Here is a 284-nt window from a genome sequence, read left to right as displayed (position 1 = left end):
ATAAAAAGACACTTTTCTCAATTTGTCCACCACAGGTGGACGGTGTTTTTTGAAATTTCTTGTGATGAATGGAATTTAAAATTGAAAGCAGGCGACCATTAACTTTTGGTTGCCTGCTATTTTTATGGATAAAATAAACAAATAAATAAAAAATCCCCCACTACTCAAGCGTGAATTTCAGGTACCAAATAGATGAATTATCTAAAAAATATAAAAAAGTCGAAAAAGGGAAATGTATATTTCCCTAATTCTACAATTTTTTAAAACCTTTAAAAGCTTAATAA

Origin of the sequence: Neobacillus drentensis, from assembly GCF_036962765.1 — a bacterium.
In the GTDB taxonomy this organism is placed as follows: Bacteria; Bacillota; Bacilli; order Bacillales; family Cytobacillaceae; genus Neobacillus; species Neobacillus drentensis_C.
The sequence above is the reverse complement of the archived record's forward strand: the minus strand, read 5'-3'. Positions refer to the sequence as shown.